Raw genomic sequence first — 25,723 nt, forward strand, 5'->3', positions numbered from 1 at the left:
TTTCAACCACGCATCCATGCGACAGCATTGTGCCCACCGCCAAAGTTCATTGACCAAAGACTTTGCGTGAGAACGCAACTTCTCCGCGTGCTTCTACTAGACTGCGAATAGGCGATTGAAAGGTCGTGCGCTGAACAGATCCTGCTCAACTCAGCTCATCGCCTAAGTTACCGATTTCACCCAACAACTGACGGGCCTGATTTAGATCGTCTTTGAAATCAGAAAGCCCCAGTCGCTCTCGGACCTGGCCGAGCCTGAGGTGACACTGTGCGGCAAGCGGGCGCATGTTGAGTGAGTTGGCGTGTTTGAGCGCGCTTTCGTAACATTTGATGGCGTCAAAATCTCCGCCATGTCCGGCACCGTTTGACGTTTCTCCCATGACAAACAAGGCAAAGGCTTCGTGGCCGCGCTCGCCTCGGCTGCGGGCGATGTCCAAGGCGCGGGTCAATTGCGCCATTGCGTCCTCGCGCCGACCTGCTTTGAGATAGCCCAGGGCTAATTGGGCGGACACAAGTGACTTAAATAGGCCAAGACCGATGTCGTTGTACAAATCACAGGCTTGTTCCAGACGCTTGACGCCTTGTTCAACCTCACCGGACAAAATCTCGGCATAGCCCAGAAAGCCATTCGTGAAGGGCGAAAGGTAGGTCAGTCCCCAGGTGTTGATGGTTGCGCTGGCATCGCCCAGGGTTTCAAGCGCTCCGTCAATGTCACCCCGGATAATTTGATAGTAACCAATGTCATAGCCGATATGGGCCCGGTTGAATGGGTTATCCTGGCGATCTACAAGGGCTTCGGCCTGTTTCGCGTTTTGTTCGGCGTGTTCAAAGGCCCCGCGTTCGGCATATGACCAAACCAGCCAAGACCGTGCGATGATGGCTGGTGCAAATGGAAGTCCACATTTTTCAAGTGCCAAATCGCCGGGCAGCAATGCGACGACGCGTTCAAAGTAGTTTTCCGCTGTTCCCAACTCGCCCGAAGTTACGTAGGCGCAGCCGAGATAGAAATTCGATGCTGCCTCCAGCGGCAGGTCACCCGCGACACGAGCGATGTCTCGTCCGCGTTCTGCAGCAGCCTTAGCCTCGGCCGAACGGCCGACCTGCCAAAGGCTGGCACCGCGATAGACCGAAACCCAGCCGAGCCGAACGTTGTCCTTCAGCATGATGGACAGCTTTTCTGCTTCTTCGAGCGGCGCAAGAATTGCGCCGAACTGGCCCAGTGCCCAAAGTACGTTTCGCAATGCGAATTGCACGTCAATCGTGTCGGACGCTGTTTCGATCTCCTGATCTATCTCGTTGCGCGCCTCCAACGCGCGCCGAAATTGGCCGGCGGCTTCGCGCAGCGCAGACCGTTCCACCGCATCTTCTCCGGCCCGGCGAAACTCGCTGAAAGCACGTTGCCAGTCCTCACCCAGAAAGGCGTGGTGTGCGACGATCCCGGCGGTCTCGCCCGGTCGTTTGAAACGCTTGCGTTCCAGCAGGTCGGCAAAGGCGCGATGCAATTCGTGGCGTCGGCTTTTCAATAATGTCGAATAGGCCGCGTCCTGAACCAAAGCGTGTTTGAACATGTAACAAACCGCTGGCGGGACGCCGCGCCGCTGGACCAGTCCCGAATCCACAAGTTTTTCCAATTCGTCATCGCAGTCGAGATTCAGGTCCTTTGCCAGACCGATAATGTCCTCGTGGTCGAATTCTCGCCCGATGACCGACCCGACCTGCGCCAGCGCCTTGGCGGCCCCCAGCCTGTCCAGACGCGCCGAGAGCGAGGTTTGAAGCGTCGCCGGAGGGGCGTCCTTATAGTCAGGCCCGGCCTCCTGAAAGGCCTTGGTCAGCTCCTCGATATAAAGCGGCACACCGTCTGCGCGTTTGACAATCTGCGCCGCGACGTCTTCGTCCAGGATGTCGCTGGCCACAGCATTTACGATACGCAGCGACTGACGGCGCCCGACGCGATTGAGGGATAGTTCTTGCCAGTGCTCAAAATCTTGCCAGTCGGGTGAGAATTCGCACCGATAGGTCAGTAGAACCATAATTGGCGCGTCGGCAATTGCTGCGAACAGTTTGCGAAGCAGTTCAAGCGTTGTTGGGTCGGCCCAGTGAATATCCTCGAACACAATAATGATTGGGTGCTGTTTGCTCATGCCCAGGACCTGATCGACGAGGCAGCTGTTGATCGCGCGACGCAGTTGTACCGGCGGCAGGTCCAATTCGTCATATCGACCCTGGGTCGGCACCCGAAGAAGCGAGGCAATCAATGGTATGCTTTTTTCCAGCGGGTAATCGGTCAGGCCCAGAATGTTTTCCAGCTTTTCCAACTGCGCGGCGTCGGTGTCCTGTTCCGCGATCCCTGCGACCCTGCGCAGACCGGCGATCACAGGATGAAGCGCGCTGTTGGTGTGGTGCGGAGAGCATTGATAGCGATAGCCAAAGCGCCGATCCTCGGCGATCTCGCGGCGCATTTCCTCGAGCAATCGGGATTTGCCGATCCCCGGATCGCCGCACAGGGAAATTACCTGACCGGATCCCGCCTTGGCGGTGGTCCAGGCATCACGAATGACCCGCAACTCGGCGGACCGACCGACCAGAGGTGTCGAGCCTTCGAATTGTGACGCCTCAAATCGGGTTTCAGCCTTCGATTCGTCGCCGACGCGCCAAACCTGTATCGGTTCATCAAACCCTTTCAGTACGTTCTGACCAAGATCCTCGACCTCGAAACGGCGACCCAGAAGTTGGCGGGTCAACGGACCAACGACAATCTCGTTCGGGCGCGCCAGGCGCTGAAGGCGGTCAGCCAACCCCGGGGTTGCGCCGATGACGGCGGCGTCATCGTTCATTACGTCGCCCACGATGGTGCCGATCACAACCTCTCCGCTTGCAGCGCCCGCACGCGCCTTAAGGCGGGTCCCGTCGCGCGCACGTATTTCCCGAATGGCTGCGAATGCGTCTTTTGCGGTTCTGACAGCGCGCTCGGCCTCGTCCTCATGCGCTTCGGGCCATCCGAAATAGGCCAGAATGCCGTCGCCGAGAAACTTGGCAACATATCCGTTATAGCGCAGCACGGCCGACACCACGGCAGATTGATACCGCTTGATCAGATCCCGCATCTCCTCGGGGTCGAGTTCGCGGGACAGGACCACGGAATCCACAATATCAACGAATAACACGGTAAGCAGTCGCCGTTCGGGCTCGGAATCAGCAAGCGCGCCTTTGGCTTTTGCCTTCTGCGTTGGCGATACCGCCGCAAGCAGGCGACGCCGATGCCCAAGGCTTAAGCCCAGCTCTTTCAGGTCTTCGTCGTTCAGATGGCTCAACGTTTCAAGGTCGACGTCGTTCTCTTCAAAAGTCGCCGCGTAACGTTCCAAGCCAAGGGCGCTTAGCCAGTCGTGCAATTGTTGGTCCACGACATCCTCCCGCCAAAATAATGTGCATTTCTTATATCACAACATCGGCATCTATCCGGAATCTTCTTCTTTTTTTGTTTCGGCAGAGGCGGTTCGTGTGTTCGCCACCCCGGTCGGTAACCTGGTGTTGGGGGCAGAATTTCGCGACCACGACAGCAAACACGGTCAGCGATCGCAATAGGCATTCATAAGCGATTGCAACTCTTCCTGGGTCTGAGGGAACTTGCGGTAACTGTGTGCGGTTTGCAGGTTCACCCACGGCATCTTTTCGTCTGTCATGAGTTCGACAAACGGAGCGAAGGACGCCGCATCGTTCAAGATTGTTGTTCGCAGGTTGGCCCGTTGTGCAGGGTCGCCGATCAGAGAAAACACAAAGCATTTACAGGACTTACAGAAGTAATGCGCGCGTCCGGGCTTGCCCAGTCCACCTTTGATCAACTCACCCGTGCAGGTGAAACTGTCGCGCGGAAACATGGTGGTGAGTGAATAGGTGCTGGCGCAGAGTTTCTGACAATCGCTGCAATGGCATGCAAATGTCAAAAGAGGTGGTGCACTGACGTGAACCCGGACGGCTCCACACAGGCAGGTTCCATCATACGGGGGATTTGGAAAAGGCATCGGACAACGACCTTCCTTGGCGTTCAAAATTAGGGGGGAATCGATGGCCTCGGAACCGTCAAACGGGCAGGCAAAAGCGGCAGCCTTTGCCGGTTTGCCCACTGGCACTGATACAGGGATTCACGACGATAGTCGGACTGAGGCCCTGAACCGATCCAATCAGTTCAGGACGATCATTGCAAGACAACCGCTTAGGTTTTCTCAGTCTGTCATTACGATCGCCGGCGACGACGGCGACCTGACTTTTCCTCGTCTCCGCCACCGGTGTTGAACGACGGCGAAGGCAGCGTGACGACCTGACCGAGTTCCGGGAACGGGTCTGTCTTGTGCGGAATCGCATTGGCGGCGACGAAGTGATCCTGAAACTTGGGCTCGATGGCGGTTTCAACCTTGGTGATCTCGCGCACAACGCGTTCGATCTCGGCCCGCGATCCGATGTTGCACAGCGCGATCCGCGCCCCGGTGCCAGCGGCGTTCCCGGCGCTAGAAACACGGTCGAGCGGCGCGTCGGGGATCATTCCCAGAACCATCGCGTGTTTGGTCGAGATATGCGCGCCGAACGCGCCAGCCAGAACCACGCGATCGACCTTGTCGACTTCCATTTCGTCCATCAACAGACGCGCGCCTGCATAAAGTGCGGATTTTGCCAGTTGGATGGCCCGAATGTCGCCTTGCGTCACCGTGATCCGGGGCCCGCCGTCGGCGCTGGCATCGTGGATCAGGTAGGAATGGGTGCGCCCTTCGGGCACGCAGCGTTCGGTGCCGGTTTGGGCTGCCGATCCGATCAGGCCGCCTTCGTCAAGCAATCCCGCGATGCGCATTTCTGCCACCGCTTCGATGATGCCCGAACCGCAGATGCCAGTGATGCCGGTTGTCGCGACGTCCAGATCGAAACCCTCTTCGTTGGACCATTTGTCGGACCCGATGATGCGGAACCGGGGCTCTTTGGTGACCGGATCGATCTCAATCCGTTCGATAGCACCGGGCGCGGCGCGTTGACCCGAACTGATCTGGGCGCCCTCAAACGCCGGACCAGTAGGCGACGAGCATGCAAGTACTCGGTGCGTGTTGCCCAACAGGATCTCGGCATTGGTGCCGACATCTACGATCAGAACCAGATCGTCTGACTTGCCGGGCTCTTCGGACAAGGCAACCGCGGCGCAATCCGCCCCCACATGACCGGCGATACAGGGCAGGATATAGACCTGCGCACGTGGGTTCATAGTGGTCAGGTCCATCTCGCGCGCGGGCAGGGACATGCTTTCCGATGTCGCCAGGGCAAACGGAGCCTGCCCCAGCTCGACCGGGTCCAGACCCAGCAGCAGGTGATGCATCACCGGATTGCAGACAAACACGGTTTCCACGATCAGCGAGGCATCAATTCCGGCCTCATCCGCGATCGAGGTTGTCAGGTCGTTGATCGCCTCGCGCACGGCTTTGGTCATCTCGGCGTCTCCGCCGGGGTTCATCATTGCGTAAGAGACACGACTCATCAGGTCTTCGCCAAAGCGGATCTGCGGGTTCATCAGGCCCGAAGACGCTTTGACTTCACCGGTTTCAAGATCGGTCAGATGGGCCGCGATGGTGGTTGAACCGAGGTCGATGGCCAAACCATAGAGACCGCCTTCATGCAGGCCGGGCCAAATCTCGACGATCTTTGAAACCTCATCCTTGTGGCCTTTGTGAACGGCGACCGTGACCTCCCACTTGCCCTTGCGAAGGACGGGCTGCAGCTTGGACATCAGGGACAGATCGGCGGTGATCGCGTCAATCTTCCACTGTTCGCGCAAGGCGCGTTCCAGCCGTTCCAGATCGCCGGTGGGCGAATGCATGTCAGGTTCTTCGACGACCACGAAATACAGACGCGTTGCCGGGTCCATGGTAATCGCGCGCGCTGCGGCAGCCTTGCGGACGACCTGCCGGTGCACCTGACTTTCAGGTGGGACGTCGATGACCACATCGCCCTGCACCGACGCCTGACAGCCCAGACGCCGACCCGGTTTCAGCCCGCGCTTGTCGTCATAGCGCTGTTCAACCGCGTTCCATTCGCTCAGCGCGTCTTCAGACACCGTCACGCCGTGCTTGGGAAACTCGCCGTAACTGGGCGTGATCTGGCACTTTGAGCAAATCCCGCGCCCACCGCAGACCGAATCCAGATCGACGCCCAACTGCCGGGCGGCAGTCAGTATCGGAGTGCCGACCGGAAAATGGCCGCGTTTGCCGGACGGGGTAAAGACGACAAGAGGGTCGGTGGTCATTGAGGCCTGCCTTTTTGTGTTCGCGCGTGTTGCGCGCAAGATATGGCTTTGCGCAGAAAGGGAAAGGGCTGTCAGCGGCACGATTTGCACAGCTTGCGTCGTTTTCCGGCGCGGCATCCGCGCACGGAGGACAACAACTTGGCGGCTGGGGCTTTTCCTCGGGGCAATTCCATGCAATAGGGTCACCGCCAAACGGGCTTTTGCATGGGGTAGTCAGATGCAGATTCGTGAGGCACTCACCTTTGACGACGTTCTTCTTGTTCCAGGCGCATCTTCGGTGCTACCTGCAACGGCGGATACGACCACGCGTGTAACGCGGGCGATCAGCATGAATATCCCCTTGCTCAGCTCGGCGATGGACACGGTGACCGAGGCCCGGATGGCCATCGCCATGGCGCAAGCCGGTGGCATCGGCGTCGTACACAAGAACCTTTCGGTAGAAGAGCAGTCGCGCGAAGTGCGTCGCGTCAAACGGTTCGAATCGGGCATCGTTTACAATCCTGTCACGTTGCGCGCCAATCAGACGCTGGCTGATGCGAAGGCCTTGGTCGAGCGCTACAATTTCACTGGGTTTCCGGTGGTTGACGACATCGGTCGCGTGGTCGGCATCGTAACCAACCGCGACATGCGTTTTGCCACGTCGGACGATACGCCGATCATGGCGATGATGACTTCGGACAATCTGGCGATGCTACAGGAGCCCGCTGATCTGGAAGAGGCCAAAAGCCTGATGCGCGCGCGCCGGATCGAAAAGCTACTGGTCGTTGATAGTGAAGGAAAGCTGACCGGCCTGCTGACACTGAAGGACACCGAGCAGGCCGTTCTGAACCCCACCGCCTGCAAGGATCATCTTGGCCGCCTGCGCGTGGCAGCGGCAACTTCGGTTGGGGATGCGGGTTTTGAACGGTCCGAGCAACTGGTGGATTCCGGCGTCGACATCATCGTCGTCGATACCGCACACGGCCACTCGCAAGGCGTGCTGGACGCCGTGAAGCGGGTAAAATCTTTGTCGAACGAAGTTCAGATCATCGCTGGTAACGTGGCGACCGGTGACGCAGCACGTGCGCTGGTTGATGCCGGTGCCGACGCAATCAAGGTTGGGATCGGGCCGGGCTCGATCTGCACCACGCGGATGGTTGCGGGCGTCGGGGTGCCTCAATTGACGGCGATCATGGATTGTGCGGCAGCGGCCGGAGACGTTCCGGTCATCGCGGATGGCGGTATCAAGTTCTCGGGCGATTTTGCAAAGGCGATTGCCGCAGGGGCGTCTTGTGCGATGGTCGGGTCGATGATCGCGGGCACCGATGAAAGCCCGGGCGAGGTGATCCTGTATCAGGGCCGTTCGTTCAAATCTTATCGCGGCATGGGCAGTCTAGGAGCGATGGCGCGCGGATCGGCAGACCGATATTTCCAGAAGGACGCAGCCAGTGACAAGCTGGTGCCCGAAGGGATCGAAGGGCAGGTGCCCTACAAAGGTTCGGCCAGCGCGGTGATTCACCAACTGGTTGGCGGTCTACGCGCAGCCATGGGCTATACCGGATGTGCTACCGTCGACGAAATGCGCCGCAACTGCAACTTCGTGAAAATCACCGGTGCCGGGCTGAAAGAAAGCCACGTGCATGACGTTCAGATCACCCGAGAAAGCCCGAACTACCGGGTCATGTGATCGATTGAAAAACAGGCGGGTCCGGTCGATTGATTGGACCGCCCTTTGGGACCGGATAGCAAAATGACACCCGCCGCGCGCGTTCAGGCTTCGATCGACATTCTGGACGAGATTTTGGCAGGCGTGCCGGTCGAGAAGGCTCTGACCGGTTGGGCAAGGCGCAGCCGGTTTGCAGGGTCCAAAGACCGCGCGGCGATCCGGGATCATGTGTTCGACGCCTTGCGGTGTCGCCGCTCCTTCGCGGCTTTGGGCGGGGCGGATACCGGGCGCGGACTGATGATCGGCGCGCAACGCTCGGCAGGTGCTGATCCTGCCGAGTTGTTTACCGGAGATCGTCATGCACCGAATGTGCTGCGCGCCGACGAAACCCCGCGCGAATTTACGTCCGAAGCCGAGCAGTTGGACATTCCCGACTGGCTCTGGCCCGAATTCCAATCCTCGCTGGGCGCAGAAGCCCAAGCCGCAGCGAACGCGCTGCGATCGCGCGCGCCGGTTCATGTACGCGTCAACCTTAGCAAGGCGGATCGGGCGCAGGCCATTCGGTCATTGGAACACGATGGGGTTATGGCGCACGCACATCCGGCCTGCGATACGGCGTTGGAGGTCACAGAAGGCGCGCGACGGGTAGCGCAAAGTGAGGCATATCGCACTGGCATCGTAGAGCTGCAGGACGCCGCAAGTCAGGCGGTAGTGGCAGCGGTGCCTCTGCAATCCGGCATGCGCGTGTTGGACTATTGTTCGGGAGGTGGTGGCAAGGCTTTGGCTTTGGCAGCACGGGCCGAGAATATTGAGGTCTTTGCCCATGACGCCAACCCCGCCAGAATGCGTGATCTGCCTGCACGGGCTGAACGTGCCGGGGCTCGGATCGAAGTTGTCAAGACAGATCGGCTGACATCACTTGCTGCTTTTGACGTGGTCCTGACAGATGTTCCGTGTTCAGGCAGCGGATCATGGCGGCGCGCGCCCGCTGGGAAATGGGCGTTAACCCGCGACAAATTGGCCGACCTTGGGCGGACCCAGTTGCAGATTCTTCGGGACGCTGCGCCTTTGGTTACTGCCAACGGCCTTCTGGCATACGCGACATGTTCAATGCTGAACGTCGAAAATGACGCGATTGTTGATGCTTTTCTGTCCGAAAACCCCGATTGGCGGTCAAAGTGGCGTAAGCAATGGCTGGTTTCGCAGGGGACTGATGGGTTCTATTCGGCTCATCTGGCGAAAGAATAATTGGCATCACAACCTAAAATAGAAAAACACTCTTGTTAGGTTAATAGGTCGTTAACTATTAATGCTCATGACTGGGCAAAAAAGACCTTAATCCGAGCAATTTATGTCTGAAACTTTTGAATTTCCGTTTGAACCGTTACGCCCCGGGCGGACTGGATGGCAACGTATTGCGGTTCTGGCGGTTGTCGCGGCGTTTCTGTGCCTTCTGCCGGTTTTCAACATGGTCCCTGCCGGTTGGAATTCCGGGATATTAGCGGTGGGCCTAAGCTTTTTTGCAGTTTTTGTCGTCTTCAGCCTGTTCTCAGTGATCAGTGGTTTGTCCGAGCGTCGAATACACCAGGTTTTGTCCGCGTTTGCCGAACAGGAAGCTGACGCCTGTTTCGTTGCCAATTCCTTGGGTGAAATCTTCGTTGCAAACGAGAACGCCCGAACGCGGTTTCGCGCCGGGCAGGGCACACGGCTGGATCGTTGCCTTCGAACTCATTTTGCCAACCCGGCTGCGATATTGCTGCGCTTGCAATCGCAGGCCCAGGGGCAGGGTGGCGCGCGGGACGACGTTGTCACCCGGGGTCGGGTGATCCCTGTCAGTGTTACCGCACTTGAAGACGATCTGTTTTTCTGGCGCATCGGTCCCGAGATCGAACCGCGTTGGAAATCGGTTTCTGTGCCGGTGCTGTCTCTGGGTCGAAACGATATCGTTCTGGATATCAATGACGCGGGCGAGCAGTTGTTGGGGCAGCGGCCGGCGAACCTGACCGACGTGATATCGCAGGATGTGCACCGCGCAGGTCGCATAGTGCCCGTGCATACAAGCAACGGCTCGCGCCCGGCGGTGGCTTCGACGTTGCAGCGCAGCGGCGCCGAACGTGATCTTGTCATTTTGCCATTGGATGGCTGCGCGGGCTCGCACATCGGTGGATCGACCGAAGATCTGCCGGTTCCGATCATGTGCCTTTCGCCGAAGGGTCGAGTTCTGGAGATGAATTCCTTGGCGGCAAAGCTGGTGGGCGAGGACCTGTCCGGCCGAACGGACATAGCAGATATTATGCACGGTCTTGGTCAGCCGATCGAAGATTGGCTTGCGCAAACAGCCGAACAGAACCTGCCGCCGCAGTCCGAGTTTCTGCGTCTGTCCCGCAAGGATCAGGAGGTCTTTGTACAAGTGACTCTGTCGAGGCTTGTCAGCGATGATCAAGTCGTGCTTGTAGCAGTTCTGAACGACGCGACCGAGCTGAAAACGTTGGAAGCTCAGTTCGTGCAGGGACAAAAGATGCAGGCCGTGGGACAGTTGGCGGGCGGTGTGGCGCATGATTTCAACAATCTGCTGACGGCAATTTCTGGTCATTGCGACCTGCTGCTGCTGCGGCACGACCAGAACGACCCTAACTATGGGGATCTGGTGCAGATCAACCAGAACGCCAACCGCGCGGCTGCCCTTGTCAGTCAGTTGTTGGCCTTTTCGCGCAAGCAAAACCTGCGCCCCGAGGTGCTTGATCTGCGCGACACGATTTCCGACCTGATCCACCTTCTGAACCGGCTCGTTGGCGAAAAGGTCCAGCTCAATCTCAGCCACGATCCCGTGCTGAAACCTGTACGAGCCGACAAACGACAGCTTGAACAGGTCTTGATGAACCTTGTCGTCAACGCCCGTGACGCGATGCCCGAGGGCGGGGAAATCAGGATCGAGACCGAAGTTCTGGTTCTGGATCAACCCATCACGCGCGATCGCGCGACGGTTCAGCCTGGAGAGTATGTGACCGTCAAAGTGATCGACAGCGGCGTCGGCATCGCTGCTGACAAGCTGCAGAAGGTGTTCGAACCGTTCTATACGACAAAGCGGACCGGCGAAGGGACCGGTCTGGGCCTGTCCACCGTCTATGGCATCGTGAAACAGACCGGCGGGTTCATTTTCGTCGACAGTATTCAGGGCCACGGAACTGAGTTTTCGGTTTACCTGCCGGTTTGTGCGCAGTCCAATTCCCCGGCCCCCGAACCTTCTGAGATGCCGCCCGAGCAAGGCCCGCGTCAGGGTGAGGGCGTTGTACTGCTGGTCGAGGACGAAGCGCCTGTTCGCGCCTTCGCCACCAGGGCGCTGCGGTTAAAGGGTTACACGGTCCTCGAAGCGGATTCAGCCGAAGAGGCATTGCGATTGCTTGAGGATGAGAACCTGACCGTTGACGTTTTTGTCACCGATGTCGTCATGCCCGGCATGGATGGCCCAACCTGGGTGCGCAAGGCATTGCTGACGCGCCCTGATGTGAGGGTGATTTTCATGTCCGGTTACACTGAAGGCGCTTTCGGAGATTCAGGGCCGCAGGTCCCGAACTCCGCGTTCCTGCCAAAGCCGTTCTCACTGACGCAATTGACCGAAGCTGTGTTTCAACAACTCAGCTGAGGTGCTACTTCGCCGCCTCATGCAATTCGAACTCGTCCGCGTGCGCGGCCAGATATTTTTGACGAACAGTATCGCTTAGATCCAATGGACGTTCGGGCGAGACGTTCAGACGTGACAGGCTGATCGAACAGTTCAGCCGGTCCTGCAGGAACGCCAGTATCTGGTCTTGGTTTTCGTAACGAAATAGATACGTCGCCGCCTTGCCGTTGCTGCGGGGCTGAAAAAACTCGACCTGACTGCCGATATCCGCAAAAGCGGGGCGGGGCGATGACAGATAGGCCAGAACAAAGTCGTCAAAACTCAGGTCGTGTGTTGCGTTCGCATGGCCGAGCAGTTCTGGGCGGCTGCGATACCGGTACCAGCTACCCAGCCAGTCGACCGGTTCGCGCACAACACCCATGATCTCCATCTCGGTGTTGAACATCTTGCGGAACATGTTCTGAAAGAACCGATCAAAGCGGCGAACTGTTGCGTGTTTCAACTCGGGAGGATTGGCAATCACCAGATCCGCACGATCGCGAAGCGCGGCCTGATACGCTGTGCTGCCGGTTTTTGGAACCGAAAGAAACGCAAGGCGCTCTTCATAAAAAACAAGCATTTAGTCCTGAACCTACGGCAATTTCTGGAATTGAGATTGTCGTAAACGACTCTTTAACACAATTGCAGAACTGTGAGTTCTGTAAGTTTTTGTTGAAATGTTCTCTTTTTGGTCCCATAAGGAACAAGAGGCGAACAAAGCAGCGATTGCCGCCCGTACAAGGGTGTGACAAAAGGGAAGGCGACAGGACAATGGCGGATCTTCTGACGATGAGCGACAAGAAAAACGCAGACAAGCAAAAGGCGCTCGACAGCGCGCTGGCACAAATCGAACGGCAGTTCGGCAAAGGCTCGATCATGAAGCTGGGCGAGGACGCCAAGCAGGACATCGATGCAAGCTCGACCGGCTCGCTGGGGCTGGACATTGCGCTGGGAATCGGCGGTTTGCCGATGGGGCGGATTGTCGAGATTTACGGTCCTGAAAGCTCTGGTAAGACCACACTGACGCTGCATTGTATTGCTGAACAGCAAAAGCGCGGCGGTGTCTGTGCGTTCGTGGACGCAGAACATGCACTGGACCCGCAGTATGCCCGCAAACTTGGCGTCGATCTGGACGAGTTGCTGATTTCGCAGCCCGATACCGGCGAGCAGGCGCTTGAGATTACCGATACGCTGGTACGCTCGGGGGCGGTGAATATGGTCGTGGTCGACTCGGTTGCGGCACTGACGCCGAAGTCCGAGCTGGAAGGCGACATGGGCGACAGCAATGTGGGCGTACAGGCCCGTCTGATGAGCCAGGCCATGCGCAAGCTGACAGGATCAATCAGCCGCTCGAACTGCATGGTGATCTTCATCAACCAGATTCGGATGAAGATCGGCGTCATGTTCGGCAGCCCCGAAACCACCACCGGTGGTAATGCGCTTAAATTCTACTGCTCGGTCCGTCTGGACATTCGTCGCATCGGTGCGATCAAGGACCGGGACGAGGTTGTTGGCAACCAGACCCGCGTGAAGGTGGTCAAGAACAAAGTGGCGCCACCGTTCAAGCAGGTGGAATTCGACATCATGTATGGCGAAGGCATTTCCAAGATGGGCGAACTGCTGGATCTGGGCGTCAAGGCCGGAGTGGTCGAGAAATCGGGCTCATGGTTCAGCTATGGCGACGAGCGGATCGGGCAAGGTCGTGAGAATGCCAAGCAATATCTGCGCGACAACAGTCGTGCCGCGCTGGAGATCGAGGATAAGATCCGCGCCGCCCATGGGTTGGACTTTGAAATGCCGCCCGAAGCGGAAGAGGACGACATCCTCGAAGCTTGACGCACGCTGACGGGAACAGCAGAAATCCCCCGGCACCCCGAAGGTGCTGAGAATACCTGGAACAGGGCGGTCTCTTGGGGCCGCCTTGTTTCGTCTCAGACCGGCCAATGCTGTGGACACTCCCCGGGGGTGCGGCTAAACCTTTGCTGACCACAACGACTGCGCGCCGAGAGAGCCTTATGCCCACGCTGAACGACATCCGATCGACATTTCTGAACTACTTTGCCAAGCAGGGGCACGAAGTGGTTGCGTCCAGCCCTCTGGTCCCGCGCAATGACCCGACATTGATGTTCGTCAACTCGGGCATGGTGCAGTTCAAGAACCTGTTCACCGGTGTCGAAACCCGTGACTATCAGCGCGCCACTACGGCTCAGAAATGCGTACGCGCAGGTGGCAAGCACAACGATCTGGACAATGTCGGTTACACCGCGCGTCATCATACCTTCTTTGAAATGCTGGGAAATTTCTCGTTCGGTGACTACTTCAAGCCCGAGGCGATCCCGTTTGCATGGGAATTGATCACCAAGGAATTCGGCATCGATAAGAACCGGTTGCTGACGACCGTCTACCACACCGATGACGAAGCGTTCGAGATCTGGAAAAAGGTCGGGGTCCCCGAAGACCGGATCATCCGCATAGCAACCCACGACAACTTTTGGCAGATGGGCCCGACCGGCCCCTGCGGTCCCTGTACCGAGATTTTCTATGATCATGGTGATCACATCTGGGGCGGCCCTCCGGGATCGGCCGAAGAAGATGGTGATCGGTTTATCGAGATCTGGAACATCGTTTTCATGCAAAACGAGCAGTTCGAAGACGGCTCGATGGTGGAACTCGACATGCAGTCGATCGACACGGGCATGGGGCTGGAGCGGATCGGCGCGCTTCTGCAAGGTAGCCACGACAATTACGACACCGACCTGTTTAAGACGTTGATCGAGGCGTCGGCCGACGCAACCGGTGTTGACCCCTATGGGGATCAGAATGTCCATCATAGGGTCATCGCCGACCATTTGCGCTCGACATCGTTTCTGATTGCGGATGGGGTGATGCCGTCCAATGACGGTCGCGGCTATGTGTTGCGGAGGATTATGCGCCGGGCCATGCGCCACGCGCATCTGCTGGGTGCGAAAGATCCGGTCATGCATCGGTTGGTGCCCACATTGGTACAACTGATGGGCGCGCAGTATACCGAATTGGGTCAGGCACAAGCGCTGATCGAAGAGACTCTGCTGTTGGAGGAGACCCGCTTCAAGCAAACACTTGATCGTGGCCTGAAGCTGTTGGATGACGAAGTCTCGGGCCTGGCTGACGGCGCAGCTCTGCCGGGCGATGCCGCATTCAAACTCTATGACACTTACGGATTCCCCCTTGATCTGACGCAGGATGCGCTGCGTGAGAAGGGCCGGACCGTGGATACCGACGGGTTCGACGCGGCAATGGCCGAGCAAAAGGCAAAGGCGCGTGCCGCATGGGCTGGTTCTGGCGAGTCCGCAGACTTGGCGGTCTGGTTTGACGTACTGGATACGGCCGGTGCGACCGATTTCCTGGGATATGACACCGAAAAGGCCGAGGGCCAGGTTTTGGCGCTGGTGGTCGATGGTGCTCTGGTCGACAAGATCGACGCGGGGGGCAGTGGCTGGGTCGTTACGAACCAGACGCCGTTCTACGGCGAAGCGGGTGGTCAGGTTGGCGATACGGGTGAAATCCGGCGCCTCGAGAATATGCAGGACGTCGCGCAGGTCGATGATACGCGCAAGTTTGCCGAGGGCAAAGTCTATGCGCATCGTGTCATCGTCAGCCAGGGTACCTTGTCCAAAGGCGATGCGGTCGAGCTTGCAGTAGATCATGCCCGCCGAACGTCCATACGCGCAAATCACTCGGCAACCCATCTGTTGCACGAAGCCCTGCGTGAAACGTTGGGCGATCACGTCGCGCAGCGCGGATCGTTGAACGCTGCCGACCGGCTTCGGTTTGATTTCAGTCATTCGAAAGGTTTGACACCGGACGAGATCCAGATAGTTGAACGTCAGGTCAACGACTTCATCCGCCAGAACTCGAGCGTTGAGACTCGCATCATGACACCCGATGATGCACGCGAACTCGGTGCGCAGGCATTGTTTGGCGAGAAATACGGCGACGAAGTGCGCGTTGTTTCGATGGGTAAGGCACCGACCGGCAAGGGCCAGGATGGTGAAACCTGGTCGATTGAACTGTGTGGCGGAACCCATGTCCGCCAAACCGGCGACATCGGGACCTTTGTTGTTCTGGGCGACAGCGCCAGCAGCGCTGGCGTCCGCCGGATCGAAGCCCTGACTGGCGACGAAGCGTTCCGCTATCTGTCGGCGCAGGATCATCGCTTGGCACAAGTCGCCACGGAACTGAAGGCGCAGCCGGACACCGTGGTCGACCGGGTCAGATCCCTGCTGGATGAGCGGAAAGCGCTTCAGAACGAAGTCGCGCAACTGCGTCGGGACCTTGCAATGGCCGGTGGCGCCGGGCAGGGCGGCGGCGCTGAGGCAAGGGATGTCAATGGCGTCGCTTTTTTGGCGCAGGCGCTGTCTGGCGTTTCGGGCAAGGACTTGCCTGCGCTGATCGACGAACACAAAAGCCGCATCGGCTCCGGCGCGGTGCTTTTGATTGCGGATACAGGTGGCAAAGCGGCTGTTGCTGCAGGGGTGACCGACGACCTGACGGGCCAGGTTTCGGCCGTCGATCTGGTCCGCGCCGCTGTTTCAGAACTGGGTGGCAAGGGCGGCGGCGGTCGACCCGATATGGCGCAGGGCGGTGGCCGGGATGCCTCGAACGCTGAGGCCGCAATAAAAGCCGCAGAGCAGGTTTTGGGAGGATAAGATGGCTGCACTCTGGATCGCGCATGTATCGGTGACCGATGCCGAAGCATATGGAAAATACGCCGAGCTGGCCGGCCCGGCGATTGCCGCACATGGCGGCAAGTTTATCGCCCGCGCAGCACGGTATGTTCAGCTTGAAGGCAAGGAACGGCCGCGAAATGTGGTTGCGCGGTTTCCATCTGTCGAGGCGGCGGTCGAGTGCTACAACTCGGCAGAATATCAGGCGGCTTTGGACCACGCTCGTGGCGCCAGCGAGCGGGAATTGGTCGTGGTCGAAATCACCGAATAAGAATCACCTCCGTACGTTACGTAGGGTCATGGCGCTTTGGATGACGAGGCGCCCCGGTCGAGTCTTGGTTCGTGGGCGAACTGAGTGGGGCGCTTCAAAAAACACTCTATTTACAAATGGTTATCCCCTAACGGGCCGCGCTCATACCCTTTGCGCAATGGCAATTGTGTTCTGCCTTGCCACTTTGTTGAACGGAAATGGCCACCAAAAGTGACGAAATTCCGCCGTTTTTCCCCATCACTTTGACCTGAGATTGCGTATTGGCCCGGGTTTACGGATAGTTTCCAAAAACCGGTTATGGTCCTGAGTACGCCAATCTCTGGGATGTCACAGGATCGAGGGACAGGCATGAAAACCGTTGCGAACACACTGAACGCTTTGTCAAAGCGCGCTGTATCACTCCGCTGGCGTACCGTCGTGGCATCTGCCGTGCTGGGCAGTTCGCTTCTGTTCGGTTCTACAGCGTCTGCCACCGGATCAGCCTTTATCGCTGGCGTCTCCGCCTCGCCGCCGCCTTCGGGCGCAGCACAGCTGTGCCGCCAGTATTCCTGGGCCTGCGCTCATAAGGCGTCCGTGTCGCTGTCCAGCAGTCAGGAATTGAGACTGGTCAAACAGATCAACAACAGGGTCAATCGGTCCACGCGCGAAGTCACAGATCAGTTGCAATACAAAACGCGAGAGTTCTGGGCATTGCCGACATCAATGGGGGGCGACTGCGAAGACTTCGCCCTTCTGAAGAAACGCGATTTGATTCAGGCCGGTATCGATCCGCGCAAACTGTTGCTGGCCACGGTTTTGGACAATCGCAAGAACCCACACGCCGTTTTGGTTTATCGTTCCAGCCAGGGCGATCTTGTTCTTGATAACCTTACGAATCGCATCAAACCTTGGAATGCGACCCGCTATCTGTTCCTTCGGATGCAAGACCCCAAACAGCCTCGGAACTGGGTAGGCGTATACGGTCGCAGCTGATTTTTTCCAGAGAACAATCGGCCGGATGCGCCAATGAAAAAGGGCGGTCGCAAATGCGCCGCCCTTTTTCTTTTTGATTTTCTAACAGACGATCCTACCGACCGATATCATCCTCATTTTGTTTGTTGCGCGCTTTGGTATCTTTTGAAGCAGCATGGTAGTCTTGGGCCGCAGCTTTGGCGGCCGCTCGATGCTTCTTAGCAGCAGCACGGTATTCCTTGGCAGCAGCGGCATGTCTCTGTGCGGTGTCTCGGGCTTCATTTGCCCAAGCCCGATGTGCGTCAGCATATACGGCATTCTTCCGAGCTTCTTCCCTAGCAAGTTTCGCACCTTTTTTGTCACCAGCATTGCGCTTTTCTTTGGCCAATTCCTTGAGGTCCTTAACTGCTTGCCGAAGCTCCTTGGCGCCATTCCTCTTTTGTCTGGCTTTTTCGCGGTACTCTTTTGCAGATTCCCGCTCTTTCTTAGCTTTGGCGCGGTTCTCTTTTGCCTTTTTCCGTTCTTCTTTAGCTTTTTTCTTATCTTTCTTTGAAGGATTATCCTTGGGCGGGTTATCCTTCGGTGGGTTATCCTTGGGCGGGTTGTCCTTCGGGGGATTATCCTTGGGAGGGTTGTCCCGAGGCGGGTTATCGTTCGGTGGGTTATCGTTCGGCGGGTTATCGTTCGGCGGGTTATCGTTCGGCGGGTTATCCTCTGGTGTATCATCTGTTCCAGGAGGATCTTCGCGTTCGGTGCTTTCGTCCGCCGATCCGTCACCAGAGCGCTGTTCAGCCAGGCCGATCGAAGCGGTTGGGAAGTCGGTCAGAACCGCCGCAAAACCGGGGCATTCGATCAACGTCTTTTCCAGGATGCTCTCGAAATCCGCCCGACGCTGGATGTATTTCAGCATCCGAGAGCTGACGACATCACAGGCGCACAGCGTGTTGGCTGATACGGATTGTTTCGCTGTCGCGACGGTGCACATCGCACTGGCGGACGTTGCGCTGATGAATGGCAACGATGCGGAAACAAAGGCTGCATATAAGATATTGGACTTGATGCGCATAGCGCTGCTCCTTGATACTCTTTACTAACTCGGTCTGTTTATAGACCCTGTGATTCTAGTTGGCAGTGAACAACGTCACAGTTTGGACATAAATAGACCTTTCTGCGGCCGGATTTACAAGATTGGCCAAAGGTGATCGACAGTAAATTGACTCTTCTTCAGGTAGAACTTGCAACAAAAACAAAAGCTAAACCCGGCGCGAGGCCGGGTTTGGGAATAGTGCGAATTTTCCGCAGGGGCGCAAAAATGTCACAAACATGGCATTGTTTGCGACTTGGAAACAAAGTTATCCGGCGCGGGACATACGCTTTCGCTCGTGGGGGTCGAGATAACGCTTGCGCAAGCGAACTGCATTCGGCGTGACCTCGACCAGTTCATCGTCATCGATATAGGCGATGGCCTCTTCCAGAGAAAACTGGATATGTGGCGTAAGGCGGACTGCATCGTCCGAGCCGCTTGCCCGAACGTTTGTCAGCTTTTTACCCTTCAACGGGTTCACTTCCAGATCGTTGTCGCGCGAATGCTCACCGATCACCATGCCCTGATAGACGTCCGCCTGGGGGCCGACAAACATCCGGCCGCGCTCTTCCAGATTCCATAGGGCATAGGCCACGGCCTGGCCTTTTTCCATCGAGATCAGAACGCCTGCTCGGCGTCCCGGGATCGGGCCTTTATGCGCAGCCCAGCCATGGAACACGCGGTTCAGAACGCCGGTGCCGCGCGTGTCGGTCAGAAACTCGCCATGATAGCCAATCAGCCCACGTGAGGGCACATGCGCGATGATCCGCGTCTTGCCTGCACCGGCGGGGCGCATCTCGGCCAGCTCGCCCTTGCGCGCGCCGGTGATCTTTTCGATCACCGAGCCCGAGAATTCATCATCTACATCGATGGTGACCTCTTCGATCGGCTCTAGACGCTGCCCGTCTTCCTCGCGGAACAGTACCTGCGGGCGCGAGATGCTGAGTTCGAACCCTTCGCGACGCATGTTTTCGATCAGAACGCCCATTTGCAATTCGCCACGGCCGGCAACCTCGAAGGCTTCGCCACCGGGGGTGTCGCTGATGCGGATGGCGACGTTGGATTCGGCCTCTTTCATCAGACGATCCCGGATGACGCGCGATTGAACTTTCTTGCCGTCCCGACCGGCCAGAGGCGAGTCGTTGATGCCGAAGGTCACTGTGATGGTCGGCGGGTCGATCGGTTGCGCCGGCAGGGCTTCGTCGACCTGGGGTGAGACCAGAGAGTCGGCAACAGTGGCCTTGCTCATACCTGCGATGGTCACGATGTCACCGGCTTCGGCCACATCGATGGGCTGTTGTGCCAGACCACGGAAGGCCAGAATCTTTGAGGCGCGAAAGTTCTCGATCAATGTCCCATCGCGGCTGAGCGCCTTGAGGCTGTCGCCCGCTTTCAGCGTACCGCTTTCCACGCGGCCGGTCAGAATGCGGCCTATGAACGGGTCGCTGCCCAACGTGGTGGCCAGCATGCGGAAGGGTTCTTCCTTGCGCTCGGCCTGCTGCGGCGCGGGTACGTGGTCGACCACCAGATCGAACAGGGCGGTCAGGTCTTTGCGTGGTCCGTCCAACTCCATATCCGCCCAGCCCGAACGACCCGAGGCGTACATGGCTGGAAAATCCAATTGGTCGTCATCGGCGCCCAAATTTGCAAATAGGTCGAAACACTCGTCCAACGCCCGGTCGGGTTCGGCATCAGGTTTGTCGACTTTGTTCAGGACAACGATCGGACGCAACCCAAGCGCCAAAGCCTTGGAGGTCACGAACTTGGTTTGCGGCATCGGGCCTTCGGCCGCGTCCACCAGCAGGACGACGCCGTCAACCATGCTGAGGATCCGCTCGACCTCACCACCGAAATCAGCGTGGCCGGGGGTGTCGACGATATTGATGCGCGTGCCCTTCCATTCGACGCTGGTGGCCTTTGCCAGAATGGTGATGCCGCGCTCGCGCTCCAGATCGTTGCTGTCCATGGCACGCTCGGCCACGGCCTGGTTTTCCCGGAATGCGCCGGATTGTTTGAGCAGCTCATCTACCAGAGTCGTTTTACCGTGGTCCACGTGAGCGATGATTGCGATGTTGCGCAGGTCCATGAGAGGTCAGCCTTTGAACGGGAAGTTGGCCCGGCGCATAACGCGGCATGGCCAAAGATACCAGCCCTATCGCGCGTTCAGTGGCCCGCTGTTGCGGAAAACAGATGGATAACCAGAATTCCGCCCAAGATCATCGCCAGACCTATGATCGCAGGCCAGTCGAGACGCTGACCAAAAACCAGATACCCGATCAGCGCGATCAATGCGATCCCCAGACCTGACCAGATGGCATAGACAATGCCAACCGGCATCACCTTGAGGGTCAATGCGAGCAGATAGAACGCCAGCCCGTAACCGACCAGTACAAGGACTGACGGCCAGAACCGGGTGAATTGCTGGCTGGCTTGCAAGGCTGTGGTCCCGATGGTTTCTGCTGCCACGGCAAGCAGTAGGATCAGATATGTCTTGGGCACGGCGGGATTCCTGACGCAAACTCACGTGTCGCTTGAACACCCAAATCAATGGTCGGGCAAGGAAATTCGAGCCGCGGCCAAGGTGCGTTGTTTCGGCAAAGGTCAGGTAAACCCGACTATTCGAAGTCCCAGAATGCGTGTAACAGGGTGTCGTGTTAATTGTTTTCTGATTTATGAGTTATTTAAAATGACGACATTTGCGAAGACCGTCATTGTGGTTTCGGTTCTGATCGCGGCGTTGGGGTGGCTTGCAGACGGGGGGTCCGTCGACATGGATGCAGCCCAGAGTGTCGAGCGGTTATTGGGTATTCCGGCTTAAACGCAGGCCCGGCCGAAACCACAAAAAAAGGAGCTGAACAGCTCCTTTTTTTGTGCCTGATTTCAACGTTGGCGGGCGACTATTTCTTTTCGATCGCCTTGAACTTTGACCTGTGCCGGCTGAGCCGTTCGACAACGAAAAGTCGTGCCTTGCGCTCTGCCATGCGCACACGAATTTCGGTCAGAAATGCCTCTTCCAGAGATTGCGAGGCTGCACCAAGAACTTCGCCAACCTCGACAAAGAAACGATCCTCGCCGGTCTCGTCCATTACCTTCATCGTGTCTTCGGCAAGCTTGGACGCCAGGGTGGTAATGGTGTCTGACATCAGCGTGTGGTCTCGGTCAGGCGGCGTTTCACATAATCGGTCACATCGGTCATCAAGGTGTCCATGTGCCGTTCCTGGAAGAAGTGATCCGCGCCCTCGACCTCGTTATGCGTGATGGTTATACCTTTTTGTTCGTGCAGCTTGCCGACCAGAGTGGTGGTGTCTGCAGGTGGGGCGACGCGGTCGGCGGACCCGTTGATGATCAGGCCCGAAGACGGGCAGGGCGCAAGAAACGAAAAATCGTACATGTTGGCCGGGGGCGAAACGCTGATGAACCCGGTAATCTCGGGGCGCCGCATCAACAGCTGCATGCCGATCCACGCGCCGAATGAGAAACCGGCGACCCAGCAGTGCTTGGAGTTGTTGTTCATCGATTGCAGGTAATCCAGCGCCGAGGCTGCATCGCTCAGCTCACCTACGCCCTGATCGTATTCGCCCTGGCTGCGGCCAACGCCGCGAAAGTTGAACCGCAACACGGTGAAGCCCATGTTGTAGAACGCATAGTGCAGGTTATAGACCACCTTGTTGTTCATGGTCCCGCCGAACTGAGGGTGCGGATGCAGAACGATGGCGATCGGTGCGTCTTTTTCCTTTTGGGGGTGGTAGCGGCCTTCCAGGCGGCCTTCGGGTCCGGGAAAAATCACCTCGGGCATATGGGCTTTGGTCCTGTCTTTTTCTCGTCGGCACCCGGATATACTTGACGGTTATCCTCGGGCACTTTAGAACGGTTCTAATTGCAATCACATTGCGCGATGGCGCTGTCAGTGGGAGATACGCACTGGCTGCGGCGGCGTCAATGTTTTCGCGCCAATCTTGCCGTGGGGATAGAAGATGAAGCTGTCGACAAAAGGCCGTTATGCAATGGTTGCTCTGGCAGATATCGCTTTGCAGCCAGCGGATAAGCTGGTCACACTGGGCGAGATTTCTGAGCGGCAGGACATTTCTCTTCCTTACCTGGAACAGTTATTCGTCAAACTGCGGCGTGCCGATCTGGTCGCTTCGGTGCGTGGCCCGGGTGGCGGGTATCGTCTGGCGCGTGCAGCATCGGACATTCGCGTGGTCGAGGTCTTGTCGGCGGTCGACGAAACTGTGGACGCCATGCACAAAGGGGCAGGTGCTTCGGGCGGATCGTCGGGCAGCCGTGCGCAATCCCTTACGAATCGTCTCTGGGAGGGGCTCAGCGCACATGTCTATGTGTTCCTGCATCAAACCCGCCTGTCGGACGTGATCCGCAACGATCTGGCACCTTGCCCTGCGGTGCCCAACCTGTTTGCCGTGGTGGACGACTGAGGTGATGGAAAACCATGGGACCAACACCACATTTGCTGACTTGCCTAAAAAGATGAATCCATGAAACGTGTTTATCTTGATCACAACGCCACCACGCCGCTGCGGCCCGAGGCCCGGGAAGCGATGCTTGCGGCAATGGATGTGTGCGGCAACCCATCTTCGGTGCACGCCGAAGGGCGCGCGGCCAAGGCGCTGATCGAAAAGGCACGGGCGCAAGTGGCGAGTGCATTCGGCGCAGACGGTGCCGATGTGGTTTTTACATCGGGCGCGACTGAAGGGGCTGCCTTGGCGCTGAGCGGACGAGACTTGCAAGGTGCAGCGATCGAGCATGACGCCGTAAGAGCTTGGACAAACGAGGTTTTGCCGGTTTCTGCTGATGGTTTGGTCGCAATCTCAGACCCTTTGAACTCGGTCTTGCAGCTTGCCAATTCTGAAACCGGCGTCGTACAGGAACTGCCCTCGGGATTGGCGGTCACGGATGCCACACAAGCGTTTGGAAAGCTTCCGGTGGCGTTCAACTGGCTGGGTGCGCAAATCGCTCTGGTCTCGGCTCATAAGCTGGGCGGTCCTAAAGGCATTGGGGCAGTGGTGATGAAACGTGGCACCGATCTGGCCGCGCAGATCAAAGGCGGTGGTCAAGAGATGGGCCGCCGGTCCGGAACGGAAAATGTCATTGGAATAGCAGGGTTCGGAGCCGCTGCTCAAGCGGCGGCAGCAGATCTTGCCAATGGTGTTTGGGAAAAGGTTGCGGAACTTAGAAATATTCTAGAAAAGGCACTTGAGGCTGGATCGGAAGCGACTATTTTTGTCGGGAAAGGGCGGGAACGCCTACCCAATACGCTGTGCTTTGCGACTCCGGGCTGGAAAGGCGAAACACAGGTCATGCAGATGGATTTGGCAGGTTTCGCGATCAGCGCGGGCTCGGCCTGCTCCAGTGGCAAGGTGCGAGCCAGCGCCGTGCTGAGCGCAATGGGCTACGACGAAGTGACCGCAGCCAGCGCGATCCGCGTATCGCTTGGCCCGGAGACGACGGAAGAAGATGTGCTGCGTTTCGCCGAAACGTGGCTTGAAAAACAGAAAAAGCATCGCGCGCGTGCCGCGTGATCTGACGGAGGGTGTCTTATGGCCGCTTTGGACCAGACCCAGGTAAAAGAAGGTGTCGATCAGGAAACCGTGGACGCGGTGCGCGAGGTCGGAACCTACAAATATGGCTGGGAAACCGATATCGAGATGGAATACGCGCCCAAAGGCGTGAACCCGGATATCGTCCGTCTGATCTCGGACAAGAATGATGAGCCCGAATGGATGACCGAATGGCGTCTGGCCGCGTTTGAGCGCTGGACCAAGATGGAAGAGCCCAACTGGGCTATGGTCAGCTATCCCAAGATCGATTTTCAGGATCAGTATTACTATGCCCGTCCGAAATCGATGGAGGAGAAACCGAAATCGTTGGACGAGGTCGATCCCAAACTGCTGGCCACATACGAAAAGCTGGGTATCCCGCTGAAAGAACAGATGATTCTGGCTGGCGTTGAAGGCGCTGAGGACGCTCCTGCGGAAGGTCGCAAGGTTGCGGTGGATGCCGTTTTCGACTCGGTTTCTGTTGGCACAACGTTTCAGGAAGAACTGAAGAAGGCCGGTGTCATTTTCTGCTCGATTTCCGAGGCGATCCGCGAACATCCTGAACTGGTGAAGAAGTATCTCGGTACCGTTGTTCCGGTCTCGGATAACTTCTACGCCACGCTGAACTCGGCTGTCTTTTCGGACGGATCTTTCGTCTATGTCCCGCCGGGCGTGCGTTGCCCGATGGAACTGAGCACCTATTTCCGTATCAACGCGGAGAACACCGGACAGTTCGAACGCACCCTGATCATCGCTGACAAGGGCTCCTACGTGTCCTATCTGGAAGGCTGCACCGCACCGCAGCGCGATACCGCGCAGCTGCATGCCGCCGTCGTCGAGATCATCATCGAGGAAGACGCCGAGGTGAAGTACTCCACCGTCCAGAACTGGTTCCCCGGGGACGAAAACGGCAAGGGTGGTATCTATAACTTCGTGACCAAGCGTGCCGATTGCCGGGGCGACCGGTCAAAGGTGATGTGGACGCAGGTTGAGACCGGTTCTGCAGTGACTTGGAAATACCCGTCCTGCATTTTGCGTGGCGACGACAGTCAGGGTGAGTTCTATTCGATCGCGATTGCCAACAACTATCAGCAGGCCGATACCGGCACGAAGATGGTGCATCTGGGCAAAAATACAAAGTCGCGCATCGTGTCCAAGGGCATCAGTGCTGGCAAGGCGCAGAACACCTATCGCGGGTTGGTGTCGATGCACCCCAAAGCCAAGGATTCTCGCAACTATACGCAGTGCGACAGTTTGCTGATTGGTGACAAATGTGGCGCACATACAGTGCCTTACATTGAAGTCCGCAACAACTCCTCGCGCGTGGAACACGAGGCAACGACGTCCAAGGTGGACGACGATCAGCTGTTCTACTGCCGTCAGCGCGGCATGGACGAGGAAGAGGCCGTGGCGCTGGTCGTCAATGGGTTCTGCAAGGACGTCCTGCAGGCGCTGCCGATGGAGTTCGCGATGGAAGCGCAGCAATTGGTGGCGATCAGCCTTGAAGGTTCGGTGGGATAAGCCTGCTCTCTCCTGAATATGAAAATTGGGGGCCGGGTGGTCCCGTGCGATTC

General features: G+C 57.8%; 20 protein-coding genes. 11 read left to right on the plus strand and 9 right to left on the minus strand.

The features are described 5' to 3' along the window. Positions 1 to 145 precede the first annotated feature (145 nt). From ACR0LX_RS01015 to ACR0LX_RS01025, 3 genes are all read right to left on the minus strand, one after another. Positions 146 to 3,400 carry an ATP-binding protein gene (locus ACR0LX_RS01015; RefSeq protein ID WP_480782211.1) on the minus strand — a complete coding sequence of 1,085 codons (3,255 nt, stop codon included), beginning with the start codon at positions 3,398 to 3,400 and terminating at the stop codon, positions 146 to 148. 165 nt (positions 3,401 to 3,565) lie between these two features. Next, on the minus strand, positions 3,566 to 4,018 hold the full coding sequence (locus ACR0LX_RS01020) for a GFA family protein (RefSeq protein ID WP_480782212.1): 453 nt from the start codon (positions 4,016 to 4,018) through the stop codon (positions 3,566 to 3,568). 212 nt (positions 4,019 to 4,230) lie between these two features. Then, on the minus strand, positions 4,231 to 6,276 hold the full coding sequence (locus tag ACR0LX_RS01025; RefSeq protein WP_480782213.1) for an ASKHA domain-containing protein: 2,046 nt from the start codon (positions 6,274 to 6,276) through the stop codon (positions 4,231 to 4,233). Positions 6,277 to 6,493: 217 nt separating this feature from the next. On the opposite strand from ACR0LX_RS01025, the gene guaB reads away from it, so the two are divergent. The 3 genes from guaB (at position 6,494) to ACR0LX_RS01040 (ending at position 11,564) form a co-directional block, all read left to right on the plus strand. After that, positions 6,494 to 7,942 (plus strand): IMP dehydrogenase, encoded by a 1,449-nt coding sequence (gene guaB / locus ACR0LX_RS01030; RefSeq protein WP_480782214.1) that lies wholly within the window; start codon positions 6,494 to 6,496, stop codon positions 7,940 to 7,942. Positions 7,943 to 8,005: 63 nt separating this feature from the next. After that, positions 8,006 to 9,169, plus strand: a complete 1,164-nt coding sequence (locus tag ACR0LX_RS01035) for an RsmB/NOP family class I SAM-dependent RNA methyltransferase (RefSeq protein WP_480782215.1) — start codon at positions 8,006 to 8,008, stop codon at positions 9,167 to 9,169. Positions 9,170 to 9,272: 103 nt separating this feature from the next. After that, on the plus strand, positions 9,273 to 11,564 hold the full coding sequence (locus ACR0LX_RS01040; protein WP_480782216.1) for a hybrid sensor histidine kinase/response regulator: 2,292 nt from the start codon (positions 9,273 to 9,275) through the stop codon (positions 11,562 to 11,564). 4 nt (positions 11,565 to 11,568) lie between these two features. Here ACR0LX_RS01040 and ACR0LX_RS01045 read toward each other — a convergent pair whose 3' ends face one another. Then, complete coding sequence (locus tag ACR0LX_RS01045; protein WP_480782217.1) at positions 11,569 to 12,162, minus strand: gamma-glutamyl kinase; 594 nt, start codon at positions 12,160 to 12,162, stop codon at positions 11,569 to 11,571. 191 nt (positions 12,163 to 12,353) lie between these two features. On the opposite strand from ACR0LX_RS01045, the gene recA reads away from it, so the two are divergent. From recA to ACR0LX_RS01065, 4 genes are all read left to right on the plus strand, one after another. Further along, the gene (recA, locus tag ACR0LX_RS01050; RefSeq protein ID WP_480782218.1) at positions 12,354 to 13,418 is read left to right on the plus strand and encodes a recombinase RecA; all 1,065 of its coding nucleotides are present in this window, start codon (positions 12,354 to 12,356) and stop codon (positions 13,416 to 13,418) included. A gap of 179 nt (positions 13,419 to 13,597) precedes the next feature. Further along, the gene (alaS, locus tag ACR0LX_RS01055) at positions 13,598 to 16,270 is read left to right on the plus strand and encodes an alanine--tRNA ligase (protein WP_480782219.1); all 2,673 of its coding nucleotides are present in this window, start codon (positions 13,598 to 13,600) and stop codon (positions 16,268 to 16,270) included. 1 nt (position 16,271) lies between these two features. After that, positions 16,272 to 16,559: a DUF1330 domain-containing protein gene (locus ACR0LX_RS01060; RefSeq protein WP_480569892.1), complete on the plus strand. Its 288-nt coding sequence runs from the start codon at positions 16,272 to 16,274 to the stop codon at positions 16,557 to 16,559. Between the two features lie 348 nt (positions 16,560 to 16,907). Next, positions 16,908 to 17,531: a transglutaminase-like cysteine peptidase gene (locus ACR0LX_RS01065; protein ID WP_480569889.1), complete on the plus strand. Its 624-nt coding sequence runs from the start codon at positions 16,908 to 16,910 to the stop codon at positions 17,529 to 17,531. Positions 17,532 to 17,625: 94 nt separating this feature from the next. Here the strand turns inward: ACR0LX_RS01065 and ACR0LX_RS01070 are convergent, their stop codons facing one another. The 3 genes from ACR0LX_RS01070 to ACR0LX_RS01080 form a co-directional block, all read right to left on the minus strand. After that, positions 17,626 to 18,576 carry a hypothetical protein gene (locus tag ACR0LX_RS01070; RefSeq protein ID WP_480782220.1) on the minus strand — a complete coding sequence of 317 codons (951 nt, stop codon included), beginning with the start codon at positions 18,574 to 18,576 and terminating at the stop codon, positions 17,626 to 17,628. A gap of 286 nt (positions 18,577 to 18,862) precedes the next feature. Next, a complete protein-coding gene (gene typA / locus ACR0LX_RS01075; RefSeq protein ID WP_480782221.1) occupies positions 18,863 to 20,680 on the minus strand; it encodes a translational GTPase TypA in 1,818 nt (605 codons plus the stop codon). A 77-nt stretch (positions 20,681 to 20,757) separates the two neighbouring features. Beyond that, positions 20,758 to 21,093, minus strand: a complete 336-nt coding sequence (locus tag ACR0LX_RS01080; protein ID WP_480569880.1) for a DMT family transporter — start codon at positions 21,091 to 21,093, stop codon at positions 20,758 to 20,760. Positions 21,094 to 21,280: 187 nt separating this feature from the next. On the opposite strand from ACR0LX_RS01080, the gene ACR0LX_RS01085 reads away from it, so the two are divergent. Next, entirely contained in the window at positions 21,281 to 21,412 is a 132-nt protein-coding gene (locus tag ACR0LX_RS01085; RefSeq protein WP_480569877.1) for a hypothetical protein, read from the plus strand. A 79-nt stretch (positions 21,413 to 21,491) separates the two neighbouring features. Here the strand turns inward: ACR0LX_RS01085 and ACR0LX_RS01090 are convergent, their stop codons facing one another. Together ACR0LX_RS01090 and ACR0LX_RS01095 are read right to left on the minus strand one after the other, a co-directional pair. Continuing rightward, positions 21,492 to 21,737 (minus strand): hypothetical protein, encoded by a 246-nt coding sequence (locus tag ACR0LX_RS01090; protein ID WP_480782222.1) that lies wholly within the window; start codon positions 21,735 to 21,737, stop codon positions 21,492 to 21,494. Beyond that, positions 21,737 to 22,390, minus strand: a complete 654-nt coding sequence (locus ACR0LX_RS01095) for an alpha/beta hydrolase (RefSeq protein ID WP_480782223.1) — start codon at positions 22,388 to 22,390, stop codon at positions 21,737 to 21,739. The genes ACR0LX_RS01090 and ACR0LX_RS01095 overlap by 1 nt, the downstream gene beginning before the upstream one ends. 178 nt (positions 22,391 to 22,568) lie before the next feature. On the opposite strand from ACR0LX_RS01095, the gene iscR reads away from it, so the two are divergent. The 3 genes from iscR to sufB are packed head-to-tail and all read left to right on the plus strand — an operon-like array spanning position 22,569 to position 25,670. Then, positions 22,569 to 23,027 carry a Fe-S cluster assembly transcriptional regulator IscR gene (iscR, locus tag ACR0LX_RS01100; protein ID WP_480569868.1) on the plus strand — a complete coding sequence of 153 codons (459 nt, stop codon included), beginning with the start codon at positions 22,569 to 22,571 and terminating at the stop codon, positions 23,025 to 23,027. A 60-nt stretch (positions 23,028 to 23,087) separates the two neighbouring features. After that, positions 23,088 to 24,131, plus strand: coding sequence for a cysteine desulfurase family protein (locus ACR0LX_RS01105; protein ID WP_480782224.1), 1,044 nt, complete (start codon positions 23,088 to 23,090; stop codon positions 24,129 to 24,131). 18 nt (positions 24,132 to 24,149) lie between these two features. Continuing rightward, positions 24,150 to 25,670 (plus strand): Fe-S cluster assembly protein SufB, encoded by a 1,521-nt coding sequence (gene sufB, locus ACR0LX_RS01110; RefSeq protein ID WP_480569862.1) that lies wholly within the window; start codon positions 24,150 to 24,152, stop codon positions 25,668 to 25,670. Positions 25,671 to 25,723 lie beyond the last annotated feature (53 nt).

Source organism: Ruegeria sp. CH11, assembly GCF_056537105.1.